The 17,510-nt window shown below is 63.5% G+C and carries 14 protein-coding genes; 6 read left to right on the forward strand and 8 right to left on the reverse strand.

The features are described 5' to 3' along the window. Window positions 1-11: 11 nt before the first annotated feature. Window positions 12-1,091 (forward strand): fatty acid desaturase, encoded by a 1,080-nt coding sequence (locus tag MUM_RS0108025; protein ID WP_029615804.1) that lies wholly within the window; start codon window positions 12-14, stop codon window positions 1,089-1,091. Here the strand turns inward: MUM_RS0108025 and MUM_RS0108030 are convergent. The 3 genes from MUM_RS0108030 to MUM_RS0108040 are packed head-to-tail and all read right to left on the reverse strand — an operon-like array spanning window position 1,063 to window position 5,098. Continuing rightward, window positions 1,063-2,673: an arylsulfatase gene (locus tag MUM_RS0108030; protein ID WP_010168847.1), complete on the reverse strand. Its 1,611-nt coding sequence runs from the start codon at window positions 2,671-2,673 to the stop codon at window positions 1,063-1,065. The two genes, MUM_RS0108025 and MUM_RS0108030, sit on opposite strands and share 29 nt — an antisense overlap. 14 nt (window positions 2,674-2,687) lie before the next feature. Continuing rightward, window positions 2,688-3,503: an ABC transporter ATP-binding protein gene (locus MUM_RS0108035; protein ID WP_010168848.1), complete on the reverse strand. Its 816-nt coding sequence runs from the start codon at window positions 3,501-3,503 to the stop codon at window positions 2,688-2,690. Then, the gene (locus MUM_RS0108040) at window positions 3,500-5,098 is read right to left on the reverse strand and encodes an ABC transporter permease (RefSeq protein ID WP_010168849.1); all 1,599 of its coding nucleotides are present in this window, start codon (window positions 5,096-5,098) and stop codon (window positions 3,500-3,502) included. Before MUM_RS0108040 ends, MUM_RS0108035 begins: the two co-directional genes overlap by 4 nt. Before the next feature lie 286 nt (window positions 5,099-5,384). Here MUM_RS0108040 and MUM_RS0108045 point away from each other — a divergent pair, with 286 nt between their 5' ends. Continuing rightward, a complete protein-coding gene (locus tag MUM_RS0108045; protein ID WP_010168850.1) occupies window positions 5,385-6,386 on the forward strand; it encodes an ABC transporter substrate-binding protein in 1,002 nt (333 codons plus the stop codon). A 16-nt stretch (window positions 6,387-6,402) separates the two neighbouring features. Here MUM_RS0108045 and MUM_RS0108050 read toward each other — a convergent pair whose 3' ends face one another. Beyond that, a complete protein-coding gene (locus tag MUM_RS0108050; protein ID WP_010168852.1) occupies window positions 6,403-7,323 on the reverse strand; it encodes a LysR family transcriptional regulator in 921 nt (306 codons plus the stop codon). A gap of 183 nt (window positions 7,324-7,506) precedes the next feature. Between MUM_RS0108050 and MUM_RS0108055 the strand changes: the two genes are divergently transcribed. Continuing rightward, window positions 7,507-8,412, forward strand: coding sequence for a TauD/TfdA dioxygenase family protein (locus MUM_RS0108055; RefSeq protein ID WP_010168854.1), 906 nt, complete (start codon window positions 7,507-7,509; stop codon window positions 8,410-8,412). Between the two features lie 184 nt (window positions 8,413-8,596). On the opposite strand, the gene MUM_RS0108060 is transcribed toward MUM_RS0108055, so the two are convergent. Continuing rightward, window positions 8,597-10,210 (reverse strand): alkaline phosphatase family protein, encoded by a 1,614-nt coding sequence (locus tag MUM_RS0108060; RefSeq protein WP_010168856.1) that lies wholly within the window; start codon window positions 10,208-10,210, stop codon window positions 8,597-8,599. A 190-nt stretch (window positions 10,211-10,400) separates the two neighbouring features. Beyond that, the gene (locus MUM_RS0108065; protein ID WP_010168858.1) at window positions 10,401-11,345 is read right to left on the reverse strand and encodes a LysR family transcriptional regulator; all 945 of its coding nucleotides are present in this window, start codon (window positions 11,343-11,345) and stop codon (window positions 10,401-10,403) included. 155 nt (window positions 11,346-11,500) lie between these two features. Between MUM_RS0108065 and MUM_RS0108070 the strand changes: the two genes are divergently transcribed. Continuing rightward, complete coding sequence (locus MUM_RS0108070; protein WP_010168860.1) at window positions 11,501-13,849, forward strand: TonB-dependent receptor; 2,349 nt, start codon at window positions 11,501-11,503, stop codon at window positions 13,847-13,849. Here MUM_RS0108070 and MUM_RS0108075 read toward each other — a convergent pair. Then, complete coding sequence (locus MUM_RS0108075) at window positions 13,846-15,030, reverse strand: CynX/NimT family MFS transporter (RefSeq protein WP_010168863.1); 1,185 nt, start codon at window positions 15,028-15,030, stop codon at window positions 13,846-13,848. The two genes, MUM_RS0108070 and MUM_RS0108075, sit on opposite strands and share 4 nt — an antisense overlap. Beyond that, complete coding sequence (locus MUM_RS0108080; protein ID WP_010168865.1) at window positions 15,017-15,478, reverse strand: nucleoside deaminase; 462 nt, start codon at window positions 15,476-15,478, stop codon at window positions 15,017-15,019. Before MUM_RS0108080 ends, MUM_RS0108075 begins: the two co-directional genes overlap by 14 nt. 105 nt (window positions 15,479-15,583) lie before the next feature. Here MUM_RS0108080 and MUM_RS0108085 point away from each other — a divergent pair, with 105 nt between their 5' ends. Next, window positions 15,584-16,435 carry a LysR family transcriptional regulator gene (locus tag MUM_RS0108085; protein ID WP_010168867.1) on the forward strand — a complete coding sequence of 284 codons (852 nt, stop codon included), beginning with the start codon at window positions 15,584-15,586 and terminating at the stop codon, window positions 16,433-16,435. 240 nt (window positions 16,436-16,675) lie between these two features. Next, the gene (locus MUM_RS0108090; protein ID WP_010168869.1) at window positions 16,676-17,473 is read left to right on the forward strand and encodes an energy transducer TonB; all 798 of its coding nucleotides are present in this window, start codon (window positions 16,676-16,678) and stop codon (window positions 17,471-17,473) included. The last annotated feature ends 37 nt before the right edge of the window (window positions 17,474-17,510 follow it).

The following is a 17,510-nucleotide window of genomic DNA, read 5'->3' on the forward strand; positions in this document are numbered from 1 at the left end:
AGGATGGAAGCATGGACGGTACTTCTGCAAGCCCCCGGCAGATGAACGCGCAACAGCGTTCAGCGCATATCCGTGAAGTGGTGCTGGCCGAGGGGCAGTTATTGCGCCAGCGCCATCCGTGGCTGCTGCATCAGGACGCGTTGGGCGCGGGCATCCTGGCCTTTGCCCTGGTGGGCATGCTGGGTTCCGCGGCGCTGTACATCACCGGGCATATGGCGTGGTGGGTGTGCCTGTTGCTCAACGCGTTCCTGGCGTCACTGACCCACGAGCTGGAACACGACCTGATCCACAGCATGTACTTTCGCAAGCAACGCCTGCCCCTCAACCTGATGATGGGCCTGGTCTGGCTGGCGCGGCCGAGCACCATCAACCCTTGGGTGCGGCGCCATCTCCACCTCAATCACCACAAGGTATCCGGCAGCGAAACCGACATCGAAGAGCGGGCAATCACCAACGGTGAACCCTGGGGCCTGGCGCGGTTGTTGATGGTCGGCGACAACATCATGTCGGCGCTGATCCGGGTGTTTCGGGCTCCGTCATGGAAGCATAAGCTGGGCATTCTCAAGCGCACGGCGTTGGTCTACGCACCGCTGGCGCTGCTGCATTGGGGCGCGTGGTACGTGTTCCTCGGCTTCCATGCGGCCAATGGCATCGCCAGCCTGCTGGGCGCGCCGATCGACTGGTCGGCCAACACGCTGGCGGTGATGCACGTGATCGATATCGCCGCCGTGGTGATCATCGGCCCCAACGTGCTGCGCACCTTCTGCCTGCACTTTGTCAGCTCCAACATGCACTACTACGGCGACATCGAGCCGGGCAATGTGATCCAGCAAACCCAGGTGCTCAACCCTTGGTGGCTATGGCCGTTGCAGGCGTTCTGCTTCAACTTCGGCAGCACCCACGGGATTCATCATTTCGTGGTCAAGGAGCCGTTCTACATCCGCCAGATGACGGTGAAAACGGCGCACAAAGTGATGGCTGAAATGGGTGTGCGCTTCAACGATTTCGGCACGTTTGCGCGGGCCAATCGGTTCGAGCGCGCCACCCATCCGTCGGTGGCGATCAATCCGGCTGAAACGGCGACGCGCTGAGGATCACCCCGGTTTCTTCGACGTATTGCTGCCAGTGGCCGATCAGGGTCGCCAGTTTTTGCGGGTGGCTCTGAGCAAGGTCATGGATTTCGCCGGGGTCCTGGCCCAGGTCGTACAGCTGCCAGGTAGCGGGCCCCACGGGCCCCGGGATGTACACGGCTTTCCACTGGCCCTGGCGAATCGCCCGGCGGCCAAACAGCTCCCAGCCGGTGACGGTGTGTTCGTCATGCACCTGTTCGGTTTCGCCGGACAGGAACCCCAACCACGACTTGCCACGCAACGGCGCCACCGGCTTGCCGCGCCACTGCTTGCCCGGATGGCGCACGCCGGCGAGGTCGAGAATGGTCGGCGTGATGTCCATCACCGTGCCGAAGCCATGGCTGATCCGGCCCTTGAGGGACAGCTGCGGGTAATGCACCAGCGCCGGCACGCGGATCCCGCCTTCGGTGGTAAACGCCTTGAACAGACGTGACGGCGCGGTCGCCACCTGGGCCCAGGCCGGGCCGTACCACACATAGGAATTGGCGCGGCCGATGTTCTCCAGGCGGTTGTCGTAGTGCTGGTTGAGGTAGGTCAGAAGCTCCGGGCCGAACTTGGGGAATGCTTCCAGCAGGGCACCTTCGGCGCCGTTATCCGACATGAACAGGATAAAGGTGTTGTCCAGTTGCCCCTGTCGGCGCAGGTACTCGACCACCCGCCCGATGTTCCAGTCCATGCGCTCGACCATCGCCGCATACACCTCCATGGCTCGCGCCGAGACCTGGCGTTGCTCCTCGCTCAAGGCCGCCCATTGGGTATTCAGTTCGATCAACGGATGGGGCTCCACATCCGCATCGATCAGCCCCAGCGCCTTGAGTTTTTCCAGGCGTTCCAGGCGCAGCACTTCGGGGCCGGCATCGTAGCGGCCGCGGTATTTTTCGACGATCTCTGCCGGCGCCTGTAACGGCCAGTGCGGGGCGGAAAACGGCAGGTAGGCGAAGAAGGGCCGGCTCTGGTCCCGCTCCTTGAGGTACTGCAGCAGCTTGTCGCCGAAGGCGTCCGAGGAGTAGAAATCCTCCGGCAACTGTTCGACGAAAGTGTCGTCTTCGATGTACAGCGCCGGGGTGGATTTGAGCAGGCCCGGCGTGGTGTCGTCGTAGGTCGGCTCGAAGCCATAGTGGTTGGCCGCCCCCGGCAACAGCGAGAACGAACGCTCGAAACCCCGGGCGTGGGGCGCCAGTTCGGCGGTCAGGCCCAGGTGCCATTTGCCGCTCATCAGGGTCTGGTAACCGGCGTCGCGCAGCAGTTCCGGCAGGGCGACCACTTTGTCGTTGAGGTAACCCTCGTAGCCCGGCTTGCCGATCAGCTCCGGGGTGAGCGCCTCGGCCATGGTGCCGATCCCGGCGATGTGATGGTCGGTGCCGGTGAGCAGCATCGAGCGGGTTGGCGAGCAGGTGGGCGCGGTGTGGAAGTCGGTCAGGCGCAGGCCGTTGAGTGCCAGGGCGTCGAGGTGCGGCGTGGCAATTTCGCCACCGAAGGCGCCCAGGTCGGAGAAGCCCATGTCATCGGCCAGAATCACAAAAAAGTTGGGACGTTGCGGCATCAATACGCTCCTCGTCAGCAGGCAATAAAGGCCAGGGGCAGGTCGCGGATCTGTTCGCGCACCGGTGGCTGGTAGTGGTCATCGCTGATCAGTTCGTGCAGCAGTTCTTCACGCAACTGATGAAAGTCGAAACTGCTGCGCTGGCGTGGATGGGGCAGGGCGATATCCACCACCTGCTTGATCCGCCCCGGTCGGGGCTCCATCACCACCACGCGGTCGGCGAGAAAAATCGCTTCTTCCACGTCGTGGGTCACCAGGATCGTGGTGATTCTGGCCCGCGCGCGGATAGCCAACAGCTCGTCCTGCATTTGCTGGCGGGTCAGGGCGTCGAGGGCGCCGAAGGGCTCGTCCAGCAGCAGGATGCGCGGGCTGGCCACCAGGCCACGGGCGATTGCCACCCGTTGTGCCATGCCGCCAGACAGCTGGTGCGGGTAGGCGCGGGTGAAGTCGGTCAGGCCTACCAGTTCGATAAAATCGCCGACGCGCTGCTGCTTTTCGGCGGCGCTCAGGGGCTCGTTGACCAGCCCCAGGCCGATGTTTTCTTCCACCGTCAGCCAAGGGAACAAACGGTGCTCCTGGAACACGATGCCGCGTTCGCCCCCGATGCCACTGACCGCCTTGCCATCCACGCTGATCTGGCCGCGAAACTGCGTATCCAGGCCCACCAGCAAGCGCAGCAGGGTGGATTTGCCACAGCCGCTGGAGCCGACAATCGCGACGAATTCACCTTCGGCGATGTCCAGGTTGAATTCGCGGATGGCCTCCAGTTCGAAGCCGTCAACGTCAAAGGATTTGCCCACATGGGTGAAGCTGACGATAGGTGCGTTCATGCGTGTCTCCAGCGGGTGGCGCGGGTTTCGATGCGTTGGCCGATCAGGTTGAGGGCGGCGCCGGTGAGGCCCACCAGGAGCATGCCGCTCATGATCAAATCCATGCGCAGCAACTGCTGGGCGCCGATCATCAGGCTGCCGATGCCGCCGTTGGACGGCATGAAATATTCAGCGCCGATGGTGCCCAGCCAGGCGTAGATCAGGCTCAGGCGCAAGCCGGCGAAAATCCCGGCTGCCGCACCCGGCAGCACCAGCCGTCGCAGGCGCTGGCCGAGGCTCAAGCGCAGGACCTGGGCGGCTTCGTTCAGTTGGGGTGACAGGTTCAGCACGCTGCGTTGGGTGGCGATAAACAGCGGGAAAAACGCCGCAAGGGCGATGAATACCCACTTGGCCAATTCACCGAGGCCGAACCAGGCGGTGAGCAGCGGAACCCAGGCGAAAATCGCGATCTGGCGCAGGGCGGCGAGGGTTGGGCCGAGCACGCGTTCACTGGTGCGCGACAGGCCCAGCAGCAAGCCCACGAGGAAGCCCAGGCCGCCGCCCAGCACCAAGCCGCCCAAGGTGCGCCCGAGGCTCAGAGCCAGCGCGTTGACCAGGCTCAAATCGAGCACGCCAGCGGCTGTGGTTTGCAGCACGGCCCATGGGCTGACCAGGATGTTCGGATCCACCCAGGCCTGCTGCGTTGCCAGTTGCCACAGTGCCAACAAACCCAGCGGCAGCAGCCACGGCTGCAAGCGTTGCCAGCCCTGGTAGCGCGGGCCACGGCGAATCTGTGCGGTGGCCGGGTGCGGCCAGTGCACCCACTTGCGGTCCAGCCAGCCGACGCCACGGTCCATGACCACCCCCAGCACGCCGATCACCACGATGCACACGAAGACGATATCCAGCATGAACAGCTGCCGCGCCCACACCATCAGGTAGCCGATGCCTTCGCTGGAGGCCAGCAGCTCCACCGCCAGCAACGAGGTCCAGCCGGCGGCCAGGGCCAGGCGCACACCGGCCATGAACGCCGGCAGTGCGGCGGGCAGAATCAGGCGCCGGATCAACAGGTGAGACGGCAGGCGCAGCACCCGTGCGGCTTCGCGCAGGCCGGGCTGGGCATCGCGCACGCCCACCAGCGTATGCAGGGTGACCGGCACCACAATGGCCTTGACCAGCACCACCAGTTTCAAGGTTTCGCCAATCCCGAAAAACACCATGAACAACGGGATCCACGCCAGCGTCGGGACCTGTGACAGCGCGCTGAACGTCGGGAACACCAGGCGCTCGGCCCGGGGACTGAAACCCAAAAGGGCGCCCAGCACGGCGCCGGCACTGACGCCCGCCAACAAGCCCCAGAACAGTCGTCGCAGGCTGATCGCCAAGTGGCTCCACAACTCGCCGCCAGCCAGTTCCACGGCGCTGCTCCACACCAGCGACGGGGCGGGCAGAATCTGTTCGCTCATCCAGTGATTGCGGCTGGCCAGCCACCACAGGGCAAACAATGCCAGCGGCAGCAGCCAGGGCAACAGGCGCTCGCCCAGGTGCGGCCAACGTGGCTGCCGCCCTTGGGCAGGGGCCGCCAGTGGCAGGCTCAACAGCGAGATTCGGGCCATGGATGACCTCCGTTGTCCGGTGGGCTTTATGTTTTTTTGATCTTATAAACAAACAATCAAGACGATTGAGGGATAAGAAAAACCATTTAAAGCCGCCACCCGACACGCATCCAATGCATTTGAAGAATATTTTCCATGCTGTTGTTGCATAACCCTCTGGAGCCTGCGTTTGGCCGGCTATAGACCCGAAAGCTATTAAATTGTGAATTTATAGTATTTATAGTTTTGACTCGCTTGTGCCTACTTTCTGCTCCCCAGGCAACCGCCGCCCACAGGAGCAACACCCATGAAGCTGCCCTTCAAACGCTTGATCACATTGGTCGCCGGTACGGCGTTGGCCGGGCTGGTGCAGGCTGCCGACCTCAAGGAAATCAGGATTGCCGTGCCCGACCTCAGCGCCGGTACCCAGCACAGCGGCGGCGGGGTGGTGGACGTGCTGCGCGAACAGCAGATCTTCGAAAAAGCCTTCGCCGAGCAGGGCATCAAGATCCAGTGGAATTTCTTCAAGGGCGCAGGCCCGGTGATCAACGAAGCCTTTGCCAATGGCCAGGTGGACCTTGCCTACCTGGGCGACCTGGCAGCGATCATCGGCAAGTCCAACGGCCTCGACACGCGCCTGCTGAGTGCCAGTGCCCGAGGCGTGAAACATTATCTGGGAGTGGTGCCCGGTTCGAGCATCAAGACCTTGCAAGACCTCAAGGGCAAGCGCGTTGCGGTGTTCCGTGGCACCGCCAGCCAGCTGTCGTTCGACAGCGCATTGGCCAGCCAGGGCTTGAGTGAGAAGGATCTGAAAGTCATCAACCTGGACTTCAACGCCGCCGTCGCCGCACTGGCTGCCAAGCAGATTGACGCGACCTGGGGCAGCTCGGGCCTGAGTGCGCTGCAAGCCAAGGGCCTGGCCGAGATACCGCTGAGCACCAAGGATTTGGGCGACGCCGGCAGTATCCAGGGTGTGCTGGTGGGCAGTGGCACGTTTGTCGATGAGCACCCTGAAGCCGTGGCCACGCTGCTCAAGGCACAACAGCAGGCGGTGCAATGGTTGACCGATGACAACAACAAACAGGCCTACATCCAGCTGGTATCGGGGCTGGCGAGTTATCCACCGGTGATCCTGACCAACGACTTGAAAGACCAGAAACTCAGCGAGATTTTCCCGTCGACCCTCGACCCGGTGTTCCTCGCCAAACTGCAGGACAAGGTGGACCTGGCGTCCCAGCAGCGGTTGATCCGCAAGCCGTTCCAGGTGAGTGATTGGGTAGCGCCGAAGCTGGCAGCAGCCGGAATCTGAAGCGAGGGGGCGGTTCTCAAACCGCCACACTCACCTCCTGCTGATCCACCGCCACCAGCGTCTCGATCATCGCCTTCGCCGCCGGCGACAAGCGAAAACCGGTGCGGCTGACGATCCCGCAACGCGCATTCAGGCTCTCCAGGTTCTGCGGCAGGTTGCGCCAGTGCAGCAGCACCAGCTCACCTTTGGCAACGTCCTCGGCGAACGCTTCCTCGGTGCCCACGCCAATGGCATTGGACTGCAACACGATCTTCACCAAGGCCGGGAAGTGCTCGGTGTGAATGCTCGGTGAAAAATCCATGCGCCCGCTGAGGTTCGCCAGCAGTTTGCGAATGCCCTGGGAAATCAGCGGCGCGGCCAACGGGTAATCGAACATGTCGTTGGTGGACAGGCTGTCCTTGGCCAACAGCGGGTGCCCCGGCCGGCAGAAAAACACCCCGCGCTTGGGCGTCAGTGGCCGGGTCTGAAAGTTCGGGTCGGACTCGAACTGGCGGATGTCGGCGATAAAGAATTCGATCTCTTCGCGGCTCAGGCTGCGGCTGAGTTTTTCCCAGTTATCCACCTGGAAACTGGTGCGGATTTTCGGGTGGGCGGTGATAAAGCGCGCCACCGCGTCCGGTACCAGTTTCACCGCCGGCGCCGGGCCGCAACCGAAGCGCAGTTCGCCGGCATCGAGCTTGGTCATGCGCGTGACTTCGCTGCTCAGCAACGCGGCGCCGTGCACCAGGGTCAGGGCGTGCTGCAGCACCACCTGGCCTTCGGGTGTGGGGCGCAGGTCCTTGTTGCCACGGTCGACCAGAACGCAGCCGAACTCCTGCTCCAGCCCCTGGATGCTGCGGCTGAACGCCGGTTGGGTGATGCCCATGGCGTCGGCGGCACGCACAAAACTGCGGTGTTCGTTGAGGGCAATGAAGTAGCGCAGTTGGCGAAGATCCATATGCTTTCCTGGCATCTGAAAAATAGGTCGAAGGCATTTGCGACCGGGGGAGCTGAGGTTTTAAATGCAAGCTCTTATTCCGTCAACGAAGCATTCGTTCATTTGCTAGACCTAAAATGCATATGAATAGAGCGTTGTTGCACGCTACTCCCAACCGAAAGCTGGCACATGAGGGTCATCACCATGAGCAACGCCGCACTAGCTGTTCAACCCGTCGCCCAGGCGCTGGATATCCACCCGGTGGCCGGACGCATTGGCGCCGAGATCCGTGGCATCACGTTATCCGGCGGGCTGGATGCCGCCACGGTCGAAGCCATCCAGCAGGCGCTGGTGCAGTACAAGGTGATCTTCTTCCGCGAGCAGACCCACCTTGATGACCAGAGCCAGGAAGCCTTCGCCCATTTGCTCGGTGAGCCGATTGCCCACCCCACCGTACCGGTGCGCGACGGCACCCGGTTCCTGCTGGAACTGGACGGCGCCCGTGGCCAGCGCGCCAACTCGTGGCACACCGACGTGACCTTCGTCGACGCTTACCCGAAAGCCTCGATCCTGCGTTCAGTGCTGGCGCCGGCTTCGGGGGGTGACACCGTCTGGGCCAACACCGCTGCCGCCTACAACGACCTGAATGCCGAACTGCGTGAGCTGGCCGACAAGCTTTGGGCCGTGCACAGCAATGAATACGACTACGCCGCGCGCAAGCCGGACGTGTCGCCGGAGAAGTTGGAGGAGTACCGCAAGGTCTTCACCTCGACGGTCTACGAGACCGAACATCCGGTGGTGCGCGTGCACCCGGTCAGCGGCGAAAAAACCTTGCTGCTGGGGCACTTCGTCAAACGCCTGAAGGGCTATTCACAGGTGGATTCGGCGCACCTGTTCAACCTGCTGCAAAGCTACGTCACACGCCTGGAAAACACCGTGCGCTGGCGCTGGAACACCGGCGACGTGGCGATCTGGGACAACCGCGCCACCCAGCATTACGCGGTGGATGACTACGGCACCCAGGAGCGCATCGTGCGCCGGGTGACGCTCAAGGGCGATGTGCCGGTGAGCGTGCAGGGGCAGCGCAGCCAGACCACCCGCGGCCTATAAAACCACCGCAATATTCGTGGCTAGGGGGCTTGCTGTGGCGAGGGGGCTTGTCCCCCGTTGGGCTGCGAAGCGGCCCCAGGAACTGCCAACGTCATTGTATCTGGCAGACCGCATGTACCTTATTGGGGCTGCTTCGCAGCCCAACGGGGGACAAGCCCCCTCGCCACAAAAGCGGGTTTCGGCGTCACCAGACGCCGATCTGCACCACCTTCTCTGCCTCCGGCTCGCCATACCGAAACCGTTGGCCACGCAAATCGATCTCGGCGTGGCTGATGGTGGTGCGCCGCTTCAAGCCCCGCAGCCATTCGAACAGATAACCCCGATGCGCCTCGCGCACATCGGCATGCGCCGGGTCGGTGCCCAGGTCATGCAGTTCCTGCGGGTCATTCTGCAAGTCGAACAACTGCGCGCGGTAACCGTCGTAGGCCAGGTATTTCCAGCGCTCGCTGCGCACCATCGTCATGCGGCAGCGGTCGATGGGCTGCTCCAGGCGTTCGCGTGCCGGGGCCTGGAACGCATAGTCGTATTCGGCGATGGCGTAGCGGCGCCAGTCGATGTCTTCGCCGTGCAGCAGCGGAATCAACGAGCGGCCCTCAAGGCGATGCTCGGCACCTGGTAATCCCAAGGCTTGCAGGAACGTCGGCAAGGTATCGATGGTTTCCACCAGGCGCTCATCCACCGTGCCTCGGCTGATATCGGCGGCGGCACGCGGGTCGCGCACGATCAGTGGAATGCCTACCGCCGGCTCCAGCAGGAATTCCTTTTCACCCAGGAAATGATCACCGAGGAAGTCACCGTGATCGCTGGTAAACACGATCAGCGTGTCGTCCCAGCGGCCATTGCTTTCGAGGAAATCAAACAGCCGGCCGAGTTGATCGTCGACCTGCTTGATCAGGCCCATGTAGGTCGGAATCACGTTAAGCCGCACTGCGTCCCGGGAGAAATTCAGGCTCTCCTGGTGCTGCCGGAAGGCGTGGTACACCGGGTGATCGCTGGCCTTTCCGGGAGCGGGTCGGATCGGTGCCTGCACCTGCTCGGCGGCGTACAGCGCGTGGTACGGCGCCGGGGCGATGTAGGGCCAGTGTGGCTTGATGTACGACAGGTGCAGGCACCACGGCTGCTCGCCCTGTTCGGTGATGAAGTCGATGGCGCGATCGGTGGTGTAGACGGTTTCCGAGTGCTGCTCGTCCACCCGCGCCGGCAGGTGAGCGTTACGCATGTGCCAGCCGCTGAGGATCTCCCCGGATTCGCCGGCCGCCGCATTCGCCCATTCGTGCCACGGGTTGGCGCTGTCGTAGCCCTGCTCGCGCAGGTAGTGGGTGTAGGGCGCGGACTCGCGTTTTTCGGTGAACAGCGGGCTGTCGGGGAAGATTCCGTCGTGCCGGAAATACGCCTCGAAGCCCACTTCGTTCAGCGGCTGTGCCTGGGCACTGTCGGGGTCGATCTCCAGGCGTTGCAAGGCCTCGAGATTGGGCGTGGCGTGGGTCTTGCCCACCAGCGCGGTACGGATGCCGTGGGGCCGCAGGTAGTCGCCGATCGTCAGTTCTTCCAGGGGCAGCGGCACCGCGTTCCAGGCCACCTGGTGGCTGCTGACGTAGCGCCCGGTGTAGGCCGACATCCGCGACGGGCCGCAAATCGTGCCTTGGGTGTAGGCCCGGCTGAAGCGCACGCCGGCGGCGGCCAGGCGGTCGATATGGGGGGTGTGCAAATGGGCGTGGCCATAGCACGAGAGGTAATCGCGGCGCAGTTGGTCGCACATGATGTAGAGCACGTTGCGCACAGGTTTGGGGTGGGACATGAGGCTTCACCGAGCGGAGGACAGGCGAACGATTTCGCCGCTTGGCAGGCGTTGAAGCAAGTGCATTCGGGGAATGGGTTTCATGCAGTGGGCGCATGGGTGTGGCGACCGGTGCTATCGCGGGCAAGCCAGCTCCCACCTTTGAAATGCATTCCCCTGTGGGAGCTGGCTTGCCTGCGATAGCGGTCGCTCAGACAGCAAAATTTTCCAGCGCACACACCTCTTCATCCTGCTCATCGATCACCTTGATCTGCTCGATCATCGCCTCGGCCAGCGGTGACAGGCGATACCCTGCGCGGCTGACAATCCCGTAGCGGGTGTAGCGCTCCTCCAGGTCTTCGGCCAGGCCTTCAATGCGCAGGCACACCAGTTCGCCACGGGCCATGTGCAGCACGTCGCTGTTGGCGCTGACGATGCCGATGGCGTCCGAACGCAGCACCACGCCCAGGAGGCTATAGCCGTTTTCGCATTCGACGTTGGGCGTGTAGTCGGGCCGGCCACTGAGGTCGACGATGACCTTGCGCAGGTTCGGCGGGCGGATGGTCACCGCCAGCGGATAACTCATCAACTCTGCGCCGGTCACGCTTTCCCGGGTTGCCAACGGGTGCCCGGCACGGCAGCAGAAATACCATTTGCGCGGGCGCAGCCGGTGGGTCTGGTAGTCCGGGTTGGCTTCGAAGTGCCGGGTGTCGGCGACGAAAAATTCGAACTCTTCGCTGAGCAGGCGCTTGCTCAGGCTTTGCCAGTCGTCCACCTGGAACTGCACCCGGGCCTTGGGATAGCGCCCGATGAAACTGCCGATGGCTTTCGGGATCAGCCCGGCAGCGGGCGCCGGGCCGCAACCGAAACGTAACTCTCCGGCCTCCAGCCCGTTGAATTGGCTGATTTCATTGGCCAGTTGCTGGGCGCCACTGACCAGCCGCCGTGCATGTTCGAGCAGCACCTGGCCTTGTTTGGTCGGCGCCAGGTCCTTGCGGCCACGGTCCACCAACTGGCACCCGGCGCTGAGTTCCAGCGCCTGGATGCTGCGGCTGAAGGCCGATTGCGACAGGTTCACGGTCACCGCCGCCGCGACAAAACTGCGTTGCTCGGCAAGGGCGATGAAGTGGCGAAGTTGGCGCAGGTCGATATGCATTTTTCACATTGAAAATATCGGGGAAATGCATTGGCTATGCATTAGGTCGACTCCTTATAAAGGCTATCTCTTATGCAGTAAATGTTTGTAAAAACATAAATAAATAGCCTTTAGGAATATGCGATCCAGCGTATTTCCTGACACTGGAGCCGCTTATGAGCCTGTTGAGTCGCGCTGTCCCTCCCTCTTCCTGGCGGCTGAAACGCTTGCCCGTGGCGCTGTTGCTGGCGGGCAGTGCCAGTTGGTCCAGCAGCCAGGCGGCCGAGGAGCCCGCGCCTGCGCCCAAGGGTGAGAGCGCCAGCGGGCAACTGGAAACGGTCACGGTGACGGCGCGGCGGCGTACCGAAAGTGCCCAGGACGTGCCCACGCCCATGAGCGTGATCGGCGGCCAGGCCCTGGAGAGCCAGCGGGTCTACCGGATTCAGGATTTGCAGCAACTGGTGCCCAGCGTCAACGTCGCCTACATGCATGCGCGCCAGTCCAGCGTGTCGATTCGCGGGCTGGGGAATAACCCGGCCAGTGACGGCCTGGAAGGCAGCGTGGGGCTGTACATCGACAACGTGTATCTGGGCCGGCCGGGGATGGCCGTGTTCGACCTCATGGACATCGAACAGCTTGAGGTACTTCGCGGTCCCCAAGGCACGCTGTTCGGCAAGAACACCACCGCCGGGGTGATCAATATCAGTACCCGCGCGCCGAGTTTTACCCCGGAGCGCAGCATTGAAACGTCACTGGGCGAGGACGGTTATTTCCAGACCAAGGGCACGATTTCCGGCCCGCTGACCGAGGACCTGGCGGGACGGTTTTCCGCGTATCGCACCCGCAGCGACGGCGACATCAAGAACGAGTACAACGGCCACGACCTCAACGGCGGCTCACGCCAGGGCTTTCGCGGGCAACTGCTGTACAAGCCCAGCGATACGTTCAACCTGCGCTGGATCGGCGACTACAACGAAGAAGACTCCAGCGCCGGCACCCGCGTGCTGTACAGCACCGGGCCGACCATCAACGGCACCAACCTGTATCAATCGCGGGCCGCAGCGGCGGGGGCGACCCTGGTCGACGGCACACACCGCAAGGTCAACCTCGACAGCGACCAGCACGTCACCGTGTTCCAGGGCGGCACCTCGCTGGAAGCCAACTGGACCCTGCCCAGCGACTTTACCCTGACCTCGGTCAGTTCCTACCGCTGGTGGAATTTCACCCCGCGCAACGACGACGGCCTCAACGTACCGGCGTCCTACAACGCCGGCGTGTCGGTGGAAGACAAGCAGTGGTCCCAGGAATTTCGCCTGGCTTCGCCCACCGGCGGCTTTTTCGATTACGTGCTCGGCGCCTACTACTTCGGCTCCGACCTGGACAACAAATCCTTCGCCTATTACGGGCCCAAGGCCGACATCTGGAACGGCACGCCCACGGGCGCCCTGAACAACGTCAGCAGCGTGGGCAACGGGCATATCCGCACCGACAGTTTTGCGCTGTTCGCCCAAGGCACCTGGCACCTCACCGAACGCCTGGATTTCACCGCCGGCCTGCGTGGCACCTATGAACAGAAAAGCGCCTGGGTAACCCGTAACGCGCCCATTGGCGGCGACGCAGTCACCGGTGCGGCGGCCACTGCGCGACGCGGGCGAGCAGGGGCTTACGACTCCGGCGACCTCAACCAATACAGCACCAGCCCGTCCGGCTTGTTGAACCTGAGCTATCGCTTCAACGACAACGTGTTGGGTTACGCCACCTTGTCCCATGGCGAGAAATCCGGTGGGGTTAACCTGGCGGTAGGCTCCGCGCCCACGGCCGGGCCGGACTCGCTGTTGATCGGCACCGAGCGCGCGAACAACGCGGAGTTGGGGTTCAAGAGCACCCTGTGGGACCGCCGGCTGCAGCTCAACGCCAACCTGTTCTGGACCCAGGTCAACGGCTACCAGACCAATGCCTACGACGACAACAACCGCGTGCAGTACCTGACCAACGCCGGCTCGGTGCGCTCACGGGGCGTGGAGGTGGAGAGCACGCTGATCCCGATCAAGGGCCTCACGCTCAACCTCAACGGCTCGTACAACGACGTGCAATACCTCTCGTATAAGGATGCGCCGTGCCCGCCGGAAGTCAGCCTGCGGCCAGGTGCGCCGGCCTCATGCGACCTGAGTGGTCACCAGGTGGTGGGCGCTTCGAAGTGGATTGCCAACGCCAATGGCGAATACAAGTGGAACCTCGATAACGGCTTCGAACCCTACGTCACCGCCAGCTATGCGTTCCGCTCCAAGGCGGTGGGCACGGTGGAAGATTCCGATTACGGGCAGATCCCGGCCTACGCGGTGGTCAACCTGTCCACCGGCCTGCGGGGCAACTACCAGCAAGGGCAGTGGGACGTGTCGCTGTGGCTGAAGAACGCCTTCGACAAGACCTACTACACCACCTTGTGGACCGGTGGTAACGGTGGGTATGAAGGGCTGCTGGGCACCCCGCGCACGCTTGGGGTGACCGGTCGCTACGACTTCTAGGCCACAGCCGGTGCGGTGCGATAAGTCGCCGGGCTGAACACCCGGGTGAGTATCAGCATCGCCACCACGGTCAGCGTCAGCACCATCCAGGCGCTGACGAAACTGCCGGTCAGTTCCCGCAGCCAGCCGGTCAGCCACGGCGAAATGGCGTTGATCAAAAAGCCCACGCCCTGGACGAACGCAGCCAACTGGCCGGCTTCCCGAGGGTCGCGGCGGTGATCCAGGGTCAGTAGCAGGCTCAGGGCAAAACACGCCCCCAGGCCGAAGCCGATCAGCGCCACCCACAGGTGCGGGAATTGCAGCGGCGCCGTCAGCAAGCCGATATAGCCCACGGTCTGGGCCAGCAGGCTGATGCTCAGCAGCGGTCGACGATCGATGCCGCGTTGCGCCAATGCGGGCATCAACAGCGCGGCGATGACCTGGAAGATCGTCATGAACGCCAGCAGCGAGCCACTGGGCAATACGTCCCAACCCAGTTGCTGGTAGTAGGCCGGCAACCACGCGACCATGCTCATGTAGCCGCAATTCACCAAACCGAAATACAGCGCCAGCAGCCATGCGCGACGGTTGCGCAGGCCCTGGAACGGCGCCGTCACCTGCGGGTTTTTTGCCGCGCCCAACGGCAGCCAGGCCCACAGCAACAACGCGCCCAGCGCCGGTAGCAACCAGATCCCAAGCCCCGCCTGCCACTGCTGGAAGTGCCCAGCCACCAGCGGGCTGAGCAGCGCCGCCAAGCCACCGCCGCCCATCAGCGACGCCGAGTAAACCCCCATCGCCAACGGCACGCGCTGGTGAAACTGGCGCTTGATCATCGCCGGCACCAACGCCTGGATCAGCGCCACACCCGCGCCACCGAACAGCGCCGTGGCCAGCAGTGCCGGCGCCTGGCCAAACAGCCAGCGCGCCAGGCACGCCAGCAGAATCATCATCAGGCCGAGGGCGATCCCGCGACGCTCCCCCAGCTTGGCCTCCAGGCGCACACCCACCAATGCCACCAGGCCCATGCAGATCACCGGCAGGCTGGTGAGCAAGGCACTGCTCTGGAAACTCAGGCCGGTGGCCAGGCGGATTTCCCCCAGCAACGGGCTGATGGAGCTGAGGATGGGTCGCAGGTTCAGCCCCAGCACCACCAGCAAGCCCCAGCCGGCGAGTTTGCCTGCGAACGAATTATTCAGCGTCATGCAGGGCCTTCCATTGCGCGTAAAGGGCCTGCATCGCCGCCTGCGGCAGGTGCTGTACGGGCAACTTTTGCTCCGCCAGCGGCAGCGACAGTTGCTGGTAGATCGCGGTTGTGGACAGGCCAAAGGGCGCCGCCACTTCGTTGCTGGCGGCGAATACCACGCGGGATATCCCGCACAGGTACATCGCACTCAGGCACATCGGGCAGGGCTGGCCGCTGGCGTAGATCACGCAGCCTTCCAGGCGCGGGCCGAGTTGTTGGCTGGCGGCGCGGATGGCGAGCATCTCGGCGTGGGCGGTGGGGTCCTGGCTCAAGTGGATTTCGTTGACCGCTTCCACCAGCACCTCGCCGTCGCGCACCAGCACGGCGCCAAATGGGCGGCCACCGGCGGCTACGTTGGCCTGGGCCAGTTGCACCGCGTGGTGCAGGTGCCGTTGATCGTCAGTCATGCAAAACCCCTCGTGCGCATTGAGGCGTGAAGTATGGGCAGCCGCAGGGGTATTCTGAAATTAAATATAACCATGCCAATCAGTGGCAAATGGAATGGTGAGCCCATGTTCGATCCCGTGTTATTGCGCAGTTTTGTCGCCGTGGTTGATTGCGGCAATTTCACCCGCGCGGCCGAGCGCCTGCATTTGACTCAATCCACGGTCAGCCAACAGATCCGCCGCCTGGAAGAGGCGTTGGGCAGCCAGGTGCTCGACCGGGATCAGCGCCGCGTGGTGGCCACGGTGGAGGGCGAGCGGTTGCTGGCGTATGCGCGGCGCATCCTGGCGCTGCACGAAGAGGCGGCCGACGTGCTGATCAACCAGCAGAGCGACGGTGTGCTGCGCCTGGCGGTGCCCGAGGATTTTGCGGCCGAGCGCCTGATGCCGTTGTTGTCGGCGTTTGTGCAGGCTTATCCACGGGTGCGGCTGGAGGTCACCAGCGGCTTGGGGCCCGAGTTGCTGCGGGCTTATCGCGGCGGTGAATTTGACGTGCTGCTGGTCAAGCAAATGGGCGACAGCGATGACTGCCTGGCGTCCTGGCCGGAGCCGTTGTGCTGGGTCGACAGCCGCAGTGCGCCGTCCCTGGTGCGTGACCCGCTGCCGCTGGTGGCATTTCCCGCAGGCGGTCTGTACCGCAATGAAATGCTGCATCACCTGGAGGTGGGCGGCTGGCGCTGGCGCATCGGTTATTCCAGCGCGAGCCTGGCCAGCGTGTGCTCGGCGGTGGCGGCGGGGCTGGGGATCAGCCTGCTGCCGGTGCGGGTGGTGCAGCCCGGGCATGTGGTGTTGGGCGCGGACAGCGGTTTGCCGGCCGTGCAAGGCGTGCGGCTGGCGCTGTATGGCCGTAACGGCCTGGGTGCGGCGGGGCAGGCATTGTTGAGCCAACTGCTGGATTTATGTGCCAGTAACCCGCGCTGAGCCATGCCTTTAGGGAATATTTTGTATGCCTCAAAAGCATTCAGATTTGGCCCCTCGGCGCCAGGCCGCGCAGGCCGTGGCTTCGGCGTATCCGGATGTTTCGGTTATTCACTTTAGATCTATCCATAACTTTAAAGATTACTTTAAGAGATAAGCGTCTGCCCCCGATGATTCACCCCTCGACGGCCGCCAAGGCAGGCCCGTCGGTTTTTTTGCTTAAGACCGCAGGGGAGTTAATCAATGGGCAATGTCCAGACCGCCGCCAGTGCACAAGAGGCGCAGTGGCGCCACGCACCGGGTGGTGAGTTGGTCGACCTTGGCCGGCCGCATCGCGCGCCGTTGGGGCAGTTGCGTACGCAGAAAACCCCCAAGGGTGTGTTGAGTCGGCGTGAAGCGATCCTGTTGGGGATTCTCGCGCTGGCCTTGCATGGCGCGGTGATCTATTGGGTCAGCCAGAAGCCAACCCCGGTGCTGCCGATTGTGCCGCCGGAAATTCCGCCGATGACGATCGAATTTTCCCAGCCGGCGCCGCCGGTTGTGGAGCCGCCACCGCCAGTGCCGCCACCGCCGCCGCCACCGGTTGTCGAGCCACCGCCACCGGTGGTCGATGAGCTGGCCGCCAAGCCGGCGCCGAAAAAGATTCCGAAACCCAAGCCGGTACCAAAGCCCGCACCGAAACCGGTGGCGGAGCAGCCGCCCGCGCCGCCCGTACCTGCGCCACCGGCTCCAGCCCCGGCACCGCCTGCGCCAGCGCCGGTAACGCCGGCCTCGGCCAACGCCGCGTACCTGAAGAACCCGGCGCCCGAATACCCGTCACTGGCCCAGCGCCGGGGTTGGGAAGGCACGGTGTTGTTGCGGGTGCATGTATTGGCTACCGGCAAACCGGGTGAGATCCAGATCCAGAAGAGCAGTGGTCGCCAGCAACTCGACGAAGCCGCACTGGCTGCCGTGAAGCGCTGGAGTTTTGTACCGGCCAAGCAGGGCGATGTGGCCCAGGACGGCTGGGTCAGCGTACCGATCGATTTCAAGATTCATTAATTATTGGGATGCGGTGTGTTGGACACATCGCGACCTG

Origin of the sequence: Pseudomonas sp. PAMC 25886 (assembly GCF_000242655.1) — a bacterium.
GTDB lineage: Bacteria > Pseudomonadota > Gammaproteobacteria > Pseudomonadales > Pseudomonadaceae > Aquipseudomonas.

Excerpts from the sequence above, each read along its gene's own strand:
- MUM_RS0108025 (WP_029615804.1), top strand. The coding sequence starts at position 12 with ATGGACGGTACTTCTGCAAGCCCCCGGCAGATGAACGCGCAACAGCGT.
- MUM_RS0108030 (WP_010168847.1), bottom strand. The coding sequence starts at position 2,673 with ATGCCGCAACGTCCCAACTTTTTTGTGATTCTGGCCGATGACATGGGC.
- MUM_RS0108035 (WP_010168848.1), bottom strand. The coding sequence starts at position 3,503 with ATGAACGCACCTATCGTCAGCTTCACCCATGTGGGCAAATCCTTTGAC.
- MUM_RS0108040 (WP_010168849.1), bottom strand. The coding sequence starts at position 5,098 with ATGGCCCGAATCTCGCTGTTGAGCCTGCCACTGGCGGCCCCTGCCCAA.
- MUM_RS0108045 (WP_010168850.1), top strand. The coding sequence starts at position 5,385 with ATGAAGCTGCCCTTCAAACGCTTGATCACATTGGTCGCCGGTACGGCG.
- MUM_RS0108050 (WP_010168852.1), bottom strand. The coding sequence starts at position 7,323 with ATGGATCTTCGCCAACTGCGCTACTTCATTGCCCTCAACGAACACCGC.
- MUM_RS0108055 (WP_010168854.1), top strand. The coding sequence starts at position 7,507 with ATGAGCAACGCCGCACTAGCTGTTCAACCCGTCGCCCAGGCGCTGGAT.
- MUM_RS0108060 (WP_010168856.1), bottom strand. The coding sequence starts at position 10,210 with ATGTCCCACCCCAAACCTGTGCGCAACGTGCTCTACATCATGTGCGAC.
- MUM_RS0108065 (WP_010168858.1), bottom strand. The coding sequence starts at position 11,345 with ATGCATATCGACCTGCGCCAACTTCGCCACTTCATCGCCCTTGCCGAG.
- MUM_RS0108070 (WP_010168860.1), top strand. The coding sequence starts at position 11,501 with ATGAGCCTGTTGAGTCGCGCTGTCCCTCCCTCTTCCTGGCGGCTGAAA.
- MUM_RS0108075 (WP_010168863.1), bottom strand. The coding sequence starts at position 15,030 with ATGACGCTGAATAATTCGTTCGCAGGCAAACTCGCCGGCTGGGGCTTG.
- MUM_RS0108080 (WP_010168865.1), bottom strand. The coding sequence starts at position 15,478 with ATGACTGACGATCAACGGCACCTGCACCACGCGGTGCAACTGGCCCAG.
- MUM_RS0108085 (WP_010168867.1), top strand. The coding sequence starts at position 15,584 with ATGTTCGATCCCGTGTTATTGCGCAGTTTTGTCGCCGTGGTTGATTGC.
- MUM_RS0108090 (WP_010168869.1), top strand. The coding sequence starts at position 16,676 with ATGGGCAATGTCCAGACCGCCGCCAGTGCACAAGAGGCGCAGTGGCGC.